Raw genomic sequence first — 9,738 nt, 5'->3', positions numbered from 1 at the left:
GAGCTCGGGTTCACGCTGTGTCTCCAGCGCGTCCCCCGATCGGACGTCGCGTGCCGGGGGACACGTACCCCGTCTTCGGGTGACACGATTTCGCAGTGCCTGATCAGGTGCGCTTTCGAAGCGGACCATGTCCCCCGTATTGGTGTCGAGTGCACCCTGTCGTGTCCCCCGTTCGCTCTGCTTGACTCGGCGCAGTTGCGCAATCCTCAGATCTGCGCCGCCCCCCGACGCGAAGGTTCGACAACCATGGACAGCTTGTTCGACCGTTCCTCATCCACTGGCGCCTCCACCACGCGCCGAAGCCGTCGAGAGCGGGTCGAGCGGCGCAAGCGCACGTTCCGCGGGGCCGTCGCCGTCGTCGCGGTCGCGGGCCTGCTGGCGATCGGCCTGCCGACGATGGCGTTCGCCKATCCGGCTGACGATCCGGGTACGGATGCCTCGACGAGCGAGACCTCGGAGGCGACGACGACGGTCGCACCGACGGAGGAGTCTCCCGCGGCGACGGACCCGTCGACCGACCCGGCCACCGACCCCGCCGAGTCGACGCCGACGCCGGCCGACGAAGACGCGGAGCCGACCGACGAGCCCGGCGACGAGACCTCCACCGAGGAGCCGTCGGAGACCGACGAGCCGACGGACGCACCGCAGCAGCGCAAGRCCGCCCCCGACGAGGCGCAGGGCGACGTCGGCGTGTTCGCCGTTCCCCCGGCCACGGGCGACAACGCGGTCATCACCGTGCGCACCGGCGACGTGCGCAGCACCGCCGACCCGAACTCGATTTCGGCGCTCCCAGGGGTGCAGCTCGGGCTGTACACCGCCCGCACGGGCGGCACGCTGCTTTTCAGCTGTACCGCGGATGCCGCGGGCGACTGCAGCTTCGTCGTCCCCGACACCGATCAGGGCGGTGTGAACCGCGACCGCGAGATGTGGGTCCGCCAGATCGCCGCTCCCGCCGGATACTTCACGAACCCCACGCTGCGCACCGGCGACGCCTTCGGCGGCGACAACCAGGCGACCAGCTACAGCTTCCGCGTGGGTCTCCGGCCGCAGAACGGCAACACGTGGCAGATCCGCCAGGGGCAGACCTACACCACCACCCCGCCCGCCGAGTTCATGGTGAGCTCGGGCAACACCAACCGCGACGCATCCGGCGGCGTCTGGCAGACCTCGCGCAACAACGTGGCCGCCCCCCAACAGTGCGGCCTGGACGTGGCCCTGGTCATGGACCTGTCGGGTTCGGTGAACTCCTCGATCGCGCAGGCCCGTGCGGCCGGAACCACCCTCGTCGACGCGCTCGTGGGAACCCCCTCGAACGTCGGCCTGTTCACGTTCGCCTCGGCGGCCCCCGCGAACAACAGCAACAACCAGAACCGGCCCATCACGGCCGTGTCGACGGCAGCCGGCGCGGCCACCGTCAACGGCTGGATCAACGGCCTCACCGCCCCGACGAACGGCAACACCAACTGGGACCGCGGCCTGCACCAGGTCGCCGTCTCGCCGACGGCGTACGACGTCGCGATCGTCCTCACCGACGGCAACCCGACGGTCTACGGCTCCGAGACCGACCCCGGCGACTTCACCCGGGTGCGCGAGGTCGAGAACGCCATCTTCTCGGCCAACGCGATCAAGGCCGAGAACACGCGGGTCATCGCGCTCGGCGTGGGCAACGGCGTGAGCAACGTCGACACGGCCCTCAATCTCCGCGCGATCTCGGGACCGACCGCCTACAACGGCAGCAACCCGGGCACCGCCGACTACTACCAGACCGCGAACTATGCCGCCGCCGGCGCCGCCCTCCGCCAGCTCGCCCTCGGCAACTGCCAGGGATCCGTGAGCGTGGTGAAGCAGGTCGTGCCGCCGGGCGGCACGATCCAGCAGGCGCAGCCCACCGGCGGCTGGGCCATCTCGGCCACGAACCCGACCGCGGGCGTCACGGTCGGCGCGCCGAACCCCGCCAACGGCCAGACCGGTGCCGGCACCGGCTCGATCAACTACCCGCTGGTCTTCACGGGTGGCACGACGACGGGCACCGTGGTCGTGCGAGAGACGATGCAGGCGGGATTCACCGGCCTGCCGCAGTCGGGCCTCAACGCGGTCTGTCGCAACCTCACCGACCCCGCCCAGCCGATCATCGCCGGCGTGACCAACAACAACACCGTGCCCGGACAGCCCGGCGTCAACGTGCCGGTCAGCCCGAGCACGGCCGTCAGCTGCACCTTCTACAACCAGGCGCCCAACCCGGCCGCCACGGTCGTTGTCAACAAGCTCTGGGCGATCAACGGCCAGCCGGCGATCCCGCACGGACAGAACCCCGCCCTCACCGGCAACGCCGTGGTGAACGGCCAGGGCACCGGCTTCGGCAACGTCGTCGGCGGATTCTCCGCCGGCCAGACCATCCCGATCAACGAGACGCTCGGCGCCCTCCCGACCCTGTGCCAGGTCGTCAGCAAGACGGTCACCCAGGTCAACGGCAGCGGCACGAACGTGCCGCTGGCGAACCCCTACCAGCTCCAGCTCGTGGCGGGGGCCAACACGGTGCAGATCACCAATACGGTGACCTGTCCGACGCGCCTCACGCTGCGCAAGGACGTGGCGGATGACGCCGTGCCCACGAACCTGTGGACGCTCGACGCCCTGACGCCCGGCGGTGGAGCCCTCGCGTTCCCCGAAGGCCAGGACAGCGGCTCCGGCGTCACCGGCACGATCACGCCCGGTGTCGTCTACCCGCTCGCCGAGTCCGGCGGCGACCCGCGGTACACGCAGCTCGACAACCGCGACCCGGTGCTCTCCGTGCCCGGCTCCACGGGCAGCTGGGCGTGCGTGCCGCTCGATGCCAACGGCCAGCCGACCGGCGGCAACGCGGGCGGCCTGAACGGCGGCGTGAACGTCGGCTTCGGCAACTGGGTGCAGTGCACGGCGGTCAACCAGACCGCGCGGCTCACGCTCGTGAAGACGCTCCAGCCGATCGACGGCATCACGGCGAACCCCGCCGCGTGGAACCTCACCGCCACCCCCAACGCGCCGGCGGTCCCGGGGCTGAACGCTCAGACGGTCACCACGGGCCAGACCATCTCCGTCCGCCCGGGCAAGGCCTACACGATCTCCGAGTCCGGCGGCCCCGCCGGCTGGGAGCAGGTCTCCATCCAGTGCAACACCGGCCCGAACGGCACGTACGTCACGACGACGACCGTCACCCTTCCGGCGCTCGACAGCGCCACGTGCGTGATCACGAACCGTCCGATCCCGCCGAAGCTCTCCCTCGACAAGGTCGTGACCGGCAGCGTCGCGCCCGACACCGCCTGGACGCTGAGCGCGACCCGGAACGACACAGCCGCGGTCGTGGCATCCGGTGCCGGTGGCACCCCCGGATTCGTCACGGTGCCCGCGGGCGTCGCCCTGACCCTCGCCGAGACGACGGCCCTGCCCAACGCCGACCAGTTCCAGGCCGGCACCTGGCAGTGCTCGAAGAACGGCGGCCCCAATGTTCCCGGCCCGGCCGTGGGCGCCCTCAGCGCCGGCGACTCGGTGGCCTGCGTCGTCACCAACACGCTGAAGCCGTTCACGCCGACGGTCGTGAAGAACGTGGCCGTGCCGGTCATGAACGCCGATGGCACCTGGACCATCACCTACACGATCGATGTGAAGAACCCGAGCGCGTTCGCTCCGGTCACCTACGGACTGGCCGACCAGCTCGGCTTCGGCGGCGACATCACGATCCTCGACGCCGACTACGCCGAGCCGAACGGCGGCCCGTCGCATCCGTTCGCCGGTGGCTTCGGCAGCGTGCAGACGTTCACGGCCGGCAGGTCTCTGCCCGCCGGTGCGACCGACACGTGGACCGTGGTGGTCCAGGCCACGGTCGATGCCGGTGCGTTCGCCGATCCCGAGAACGAGCTCGCCTGCCCGGCACCCACGTCGGGTGACAGCGGCGGATTCCTGAACACCGCGACCCTCTCGGTGAACGGGCAGACCGTCGGCGAGGATGACGCGTGCGCCCAGCCGGTCAACCCGACCATCACGAAGGTTGGCGGTGCGGCGGTCGCGAACGGCGACGGCACGTGGACGCTCCCGTACACGATCACCGTGACGAACCCGTCGGCCACCACCGGCGTGATCTACGACCTCGGGGACGCCCTCGACCTCCCGGCCTCGGCCGAGGTGGTCGGCACCGCGACCGTCGTGTCCGCGCCCGTGCCCACGGTCCCCGGATGGACCGGTCTCGCTCCGAACACCCTCCTCGCCGACAACGTCGCGCTGCCGGGCACACCGGGCGTCGACCAGCACGTCTACCAGATCGCCGTGACGGTGCGCATCGGGGCGGATGACCCCGCCTACACGTGCCCGTCCGACGACGGACTGAACAACACGGCCACGCTCCTCTCGGGTAACCAGGAGACGGATGCAACCGGCTGCGTCACCGTGGACACCCCCGACATCGTGCACGAGAAGTCCGTGGTGTTCGGCTCGGTGTCGCAGGGCGCCGACGGCCTCTGGACCATCGCCTACGACCTCGTCGTGACGAACACGGACGCGTTCGGCGGCACCTACTCCCTGGCCGACGAGCTCCACTTCGGTGCGGGCGTCGACCTGGGCGGAGCGGGCTACGCCGTCACGAAGGACGGCGTGCCGTACCCGACGTCGTGGGCCGGATCCGGCGACCTCGCGGTCGACGCGTACCTCGCGGGCAACGCCTCGACGACGTACCGGATCACCGTGACGGGCATCGCCCTCGATGGCCCCGACCTCACCCCGGCCCAGACCGCGTGCCCCTCGGGCGCGACCGACGGCGCCTTCAACAACGCCGCCGTGCTGACGGTGGGCGGCGAGGACACCACCGACACCGCGTGCGACAGCCCGAGCGCTCCGACCATCTCGAAGACCGGGGCGACTGCGGCCCAGCAGCCCGACGGCAGCTGGAACGTCAGCTACACGCTCACGGCCGCCAACACCGCGCCGGGGGCGAAGCCGAGCTTCTACTCGCTCATCGACGACCCGCAGTTCCCGGCGGGAGTGATCTACAACTCCTACGTGATCGACGGCGGCCCGACCGTGGCCTACGACGGCACGACGGACATCGTCATCGCGACCGACCAGCCGATCGCCGCCGGCGAGACCGACGTCTTCACGATCGTGCTGAACGTCGACGTCCCGTCGGGCAGCGTGCCCCCGGCCGACCTCGAGTGCACGGTCGCCGCACCCACTCCTGGCAAGGGCTTCTTCAACGAGGCCGTGCTGACGAGCGGTGAGATCGTCCGCGACGACGAGGAGTGCACCGACATCACCGACGGCGGCGTACCGACGGTGTCGAAGGGCGACCCGGTCGTCACCCAGGACGCCGACGGCGTGTGGACCGCCGTCTACGACGTGACCGTCACCGGCAACGCCGACTTCATCACGAAGTACACGCTGAGCGACACCCTGCGCTTCGGCCCTGAGGTCGAGATCCTCTCCGCCGAGTGGACGGGCGAGGGCGACGACGGCGACTGGGCCGACCCCGAGGCGAACCCGACCGAGACGATCGTGGGCTCGCCCAAGCTCATCGGCATCGACGMGGTCGACACCTACACGGTGACGGTCACGGCGACGGTCGACGCCGAGGCGTTCGCGGATCCCACCACGGGCAGCTGCGCACCGACCGACGGCGCTCCGAACGTCGGATTCCTCAACGAGGCGTCCCTCACCTCGGGCGCGACCACCCAGACCGACACCGGGTGCGGCCTGCCCGCGCAGCCCGAGGTCGTGAAGTCGACGGTCGGCGGCGTGGTGCAGGTCGGCGACCACTGGGAGGCCGGCTACCAGATCACGGTGCGGAACCTCAGTGCCGACCAGGGCCTCGTCTACGACCTCAGCGACACCCCGAACTTCACGGAGGACGTGACGATCGTCGATCGCGAGATCACCAGCACGGATGTCACGGTGAACCCCGCCTGGAACGGCGCGGACTCCACCGACGACACGGTCGTCGAGGACCAGGCGCTCGCCGGCGGCGTGACCCACACCTTCCAGGTCGTGGTGTCGTTCACGGTCGACGACGTGCCGGGCGACGCCTCGCACCGCTGCGACGGTGAGGGCGGCCAGGGGCTGCTGAACGGGGCGCTCGTCGTCTCGGGCGACGACTACGAGTCCGAGGCCTGCTTCGACGTTCCCGTCGTGGTGGAGCTCCAGAAGCTCTGGGTCATCGACGGCGGCGACCCGATCGCCTGGGACAGCGACGCGCTGCCCCAGGGCTTCGAGGCCACGCCGACGCTCGACGGCGACCCGGTCGCCTGGGGTGAGGAGTACAGGCCCTACGTGGAGGACGACGAGGTGTCGATCGACGAGACCGACGTCGTCATCCCCGAGGGCTGCGAGCTCGTCGGCACCGACGGAACCGGCGTCGAGACCCTCGTCGACACGTACAACGTGTTCACGGTGACGAACGAGGTCGACTGCGAGCAGGAGGTCACGCTCGAGAAGATCGTCGACAACGCGCACGGCGGCGACGCCGTGGCCACCGACTGGACGCTCAGCGGCACGAACGCCGGCGACGACGCCGACGCCTTCAGCGGCGACGGCTCCGCCACCGGTTCGGTGCAGGTCGACACGGGCTACACGCTCAACGAGGTCTCCACCGTCTGGGAGGACGGCGTCGCCTACGAGGTCTCGCAGACCTGGTCGTGTACCTCGCCGCAGGGCGAGGACGCCTTCACCCTTGTGACCAGTGCCGGCGCGACGAACGCCACGCTCACGGTCACGCAGCTCGGCGCGAGCGTCGACTGCGAGATCGTGAACACGGATGTCGCACCGAAGCTCACGCTCGTGAAGACCGTCGAGCCGGCCGAGGTCGCGGGAGAATTCCCGCCCACCCTCTGGACGCTCACGGCCTCCGACGGGGACACCGAGGTGCTCTCGGGCGCCGGCGGCGCCACGGGCGAGGTCGACTCGAACACGCCGTACACGCTCGCCGAGTCCGCGGACTTCCCCGAGTCCGACGAGTTCGAGGGGGGTGACTGGGTCTGCACGGTGACGAGCACCGACCCGAACACCCCGGCGCAGCTGGAGGGCTCAGACGTCACCCTCGAGCCGGGCCAGACGGTGACCTGCGAGATCGTCAACACCGCCAAGCCGGCCGAGTACACGGTCGAGAAGACGGTGGCCTCCACCGAGCAGCTGACCGACGGCAGTTGGGTGATCGTCTACTCCCTCGCGGTCCGGAACCTCAGTGGGGTGTCGCCGCTCACCTACGATCTCGAGGACGACCTCGACCTGTTCGGGTCGGGCATCACGGTCGACGAGGCATCCTGGACCGGCCCCGGCGGATCTTCGGGCAGCTGGGACGACCTGCCGGCGACCACGACCGCGACGCTCGCGGACGACGTGGTGCTGCCGCCGGGGACCACCCACCAGTACGCGATCACGGTCGGCGCGACCGTGACCGAGCAGGCCTGGGAGGACGAGACCACCGAGTGCAGCCAGGAGAACGTCGAGGAGGGTGGATTCCGCAACGTCGGCACGCTGACGGTCGACGGGCTGCCCACCGAGGTGAGCGCGTGCGACGAGCCGGGACAGGCGACGGCCGAGAAGCTCGTCACCGGCCCGGCGACGAACCTCGGGCTCGGCAACTGGGAGGTCGAGTACGAGATCACGGTCACGAACGACAGCGATGACGACCTGTTCTACGACCTGAGCGACACGCCGGCCTTCCCGGCGGGCGTCGTCATCACCAGTGCGGTGGCCACTGATCCCGACGGCGACGTCGTCGCCACGTGGAACGGCGACACCGACACGACGCTCACCTCCGGCGACGCCATCGCCGCGGGCACGAGCGAGGTGTGGACCATCACGATCCAGGCGTTCGTCGCGAACATCCAGTCGATCGACACCGTGGACTGCGTGGCCTCGGAGACCGGCAACGGCTTCTTCAACGGCGCGACGTTCGGCAACGGCACGATCGTGACCGAGCTCGACGACTGCACGAACATCCCGGTCGGCCAGATCGGGCTGCAGAAGTTCGTCGACAACTCGGCCTTCGCGAACATCGACCTCGGCGGGCTCACCCCGTTGCAGGCGAACGCGTGGAACGTGCTGGCGGCGGGCCTCGTGAACGTCGGCGGCATCGGCAGCGGCCAGCTCGTGTTCACGGTCCCGACGGGCACCTACAACCTGTCCGAGACGCCGAACGCGACCGGCCTCGCGAACCCGCTCCTGCAGTTCTACGAGAACGGAGCGTGGGGCTGCATCCGCGGCGGCCAGGCGACGGACGCGACGGTCGTGCTGGGCGCGCGCGTGGACTGCCAGGTCACGAACGTGGCCGAGCCGGTCGACGTGGGCATCGTCAAGGAGTACGTGCTCCCCGAGGGCCAGACGGCCGTCGAAGAGGGCGATGCCTTCGAGTACACGCTCACCGTGACGAACAACGGCACCGAGCCGGTCACGAACGTGGTGGTCAGCGACCTGCTGCCCGACACGCTCGAGATCACGGGGCCCGCGACCTTCGATCCCGACAGCGGCGACTTCACCGAGAACACGGTCGGCAACCAGTTCAGCGCCACGGCGGCCGGACCGTTCGGCCCGGGCACGATCACGACGATCACCATCCCGGTGCTCTTCACGGTCGTGCCGGTCGACGCGCCGCCTGCCGTCGGCCCCGACGACCCGCCCCCGGTGATCCCGCCGCTCGACAGCGACCCGATCCCCAATGAGGCGTGCGTCGAGGTGTATGAGGACGACCTGTTCACCACGAACGACTGCGACGACGTGGATGTCCCCGTCAAGCGGATCGACTCCGGTGCCTACGTCCGCTGCGTGAACGACGTGCCGTGGCTCTACTACGACATCTCGGTCACCGACAACGTCGCCCCGGCCGACATCACGGTCACGTGGGTGTCGGCGGACGGCACGCAGACCAAGGTGGAGACGATCCCCTGGGATGCGCGCACCGGCCGGCTCCTCTGGCCGGGGGCCGCGGTGGACGCGAACGGCATCCCGTACGCGTTCCCCGGCTGGCGTCCGATCACCGAGCAGGACCTGATCACGCCGCCCACGCCCGGGACCAGGTTCCTCGACCTCATCCTCGACGAGACCGTGCCGACCTATCCGTGGCGCGACCAGGTGAACCCGGCCTCGATCACGTTCTCGATCAACCCGAGCGAGGAGGTGCTGGCGGTCTACCCGCAGGCGCTCCCGACCTGTGCGATCGAACGGCCGTCGGAGCTCGTGATCGAGAAGACCGCGAGCGTGACGTCCACGAAGTCCGACGCGAACTTCTCGTACACGCTGGGGGTCACCTCGGTCGGCACGGGCGCCGCGGACACGGTGGAGATCTTCGACACGATCCCCAGTCATCTCCGGGTCGACTCGATCACCACGGATGCCGCGCCCGCCTTCCCGCGCTGGGAGGACTGCGAGGTCACCGGTGAGGATTCGGGCGGCTACGGCGGCACCCTGCACTGCGACCTGCTCGGAGTGCTCGGACCGAACATCACCACGGCGCCCGACATCGTGCTCGGCGTGCACGTGCGACCGGGAACCATGGCGTCCTCGATCGTCAACACCGGCGAGGTCTGCTGGGATGACGCGGACACGGGCGACGACGTGCCCGACCTGATCGAGTGCGCCGAGGACTCGGTGACCGTGAGCCTGCCGCAGAAGACCGCGGTCACCGGCTTCGCGTCGGAGCCCTGGCTCTGGTTCGGTGGCGGCCTGATGCTCCTCGGCGGCCTGGGTGTGGCTTGGGTCCTTGGGTGTGGCTTGGGTCCT

At 70.0% G+C, this 9,738-nt stretch carries 1 protein-coding gene; it reads left to right on the top strand.

Features of this window, described 5'->3' with window-relative positions:
- Positions 1–246: 246 nt before the first annotated feature.
- A partial coding sequence (locus AC1DY2_RS09615; protein ID WP_476762215.1) for a VWA domain-containing protein occupies positions 247–9,738 on the top strand: 9,492 nt, incomplete at its 3' end.

It is taken from the genome of Agromyces sp. P1_H4 (genome assembly GCF_056405255.1).
The sequence above is the reverse complement of the archived record's forward strand: the minus strand, read 5'-3'. Positions and strand labels throughout refer to the sequence as shown.